Raw genomic sequence first — 1,405 nt, 5'->3', positions numbered from 1 at the left:
GTGTCAGAGCTTAGGATTTCTAAGACTTTGGATGTTAGGGGTATGTATTGCCCTGGTCCCGTTTTGGAGACTGCTAAGGCTATTAAGCAGATTAATGTTGGTGAGGTTTTGGAGGTTTTAGCTACTGACCCTGCTGCTAAGCCAGATATTGAGGCTTGGGCTAGGAGGACTGGTAATCAGATATTGGATATTAAGCAAGATAATGGTGTAACTAGAATATTAATTAAAAGAGTGAAGTAAGTTACGTTTCTTTTTTATTAATAAAATTTATAAGTTTCTGGGCTTAATCTTATACTGTGGGATGGATGGCTACTAAAACTTTATTACCAGCTCTCCCGGACGATCCCAGATTTTTAGATATGGCTTATGAAGTTCAAGAATCATTGCCGGAAGAGGATAGGAACTTAATAAGTAACTTAAAACCTGAGGAAAGGGATTTAGCAAAGAAATTCTGGGAAGCAGTAAAAAGTGATTTTAGATATAATGAATATCTTAGAGGATGTTTGAATTGTGGTGTGTGTACTTCTGGTTGTCCTGCTGCCAAGTTCTATGATTTTGGTCCCAGAGAAATGATTCAATACATGATGAGGGACGCTGTTGATAAGATTTGGGAATTTGTGAATAAAAAAGTGTGGGCTTGTGTCCAGTGTTATACTTGTTCTATGAGGTGTCCATTCAATAACGAAATAGCCGGGTTAATAATGCTACTTAGAGAATATGCAGTAAAATTTGGGTTAGAATCAGCAAAGCAGATCTTGGCTCCCTATAGAAGGGTATTATTAACAGTAATAACTATGGGTAATCAAGTTACCCCTGATATGATACAGCCTGACGCTTTTCCTGATTGGGGACCTCAAGCCGTTGAGGAATCTAAGAACATGGATGTTTATAGAAAAGCAGTTCCAGTTGATTTATTGCAAAGGACTGATATAGGTTGGCACGCATCACTACAGACCGCTGTTGAGATGATGACAATTTTTGTAGAAGCTGGGGTCTTAGACTCGATTAAGAATGTTGATAAGGATTTATATGATATGATTATGGATATATATGAAGAAAGAAAGCAGCAGCTAGAAGAAATTAAGGAGAAGTGGGAGAAAGGAGAACTCAATGAAGACGAATTACCAGATAGTTGGTTAGACCTATAAAGAGAATTAAAACGACTTTTCTTTATAACTTTTTCAAACATGTAAAGACTTTTCTTATTCCTTATTCTTTATAACTTTTTTCAAAGATATAAACTGTATAATATTACTATGAAAGGGTTGGTTACATCTGTAACTAACGTTAATTCCCCAAATTTCAATATTTAGTTAATTATTTGTACTCATTACCATAAAGAAGTTTTAAAATAAAGCTTATAAATCTAAAAAACTATTATTAATCGGGTGTAATTGTGAGTCAA

2 protein-coding genes are annotated in these 1,405 nt (G+C 35.0%); both read left to right on the top strand.

Annotation, left to right across the window (positions count from 1 at the left end):
• Complete coding sequence (locus DMP16_RS09875) at window positions 1-240, top strand: sulfurtransferase TusA family protein (protein ID WP_083216333.1); 240 nt, start codon at window positions 1-3, stop codon at window positions 238-240.
• Between the two features lie 65 nt (window positions 241-305).
• Window positions 306-1,148: a 4Fe-4S dicluster domain-containing protein gene (locus tag DMP16_RS09870; RefSeq protein WP_069281494.1), complete on the top strand. Its 843-nt coding sequence runs from the start codon at window positions 306-308 to the stop codon at window positions 1,146-1,148.
• Window positions 1,149-1,405 lie beyond the last annotated feature (257 nt).

Origin of the sequence: Sulfolobus sp. B1, from assembly GCF_007050195.1 — an archaeon.
Classification (GTDB): Archaea; Thermoproteota; Thermoprotei_A; order Sulfolobales; family Sulfolobaceae; genus Saccharolobus.
The sequence above is the reverse complement of the archived record's forward strand: the minus strand, read 5'-3'. Positions and strand labels throughout refer to the sequence as shown.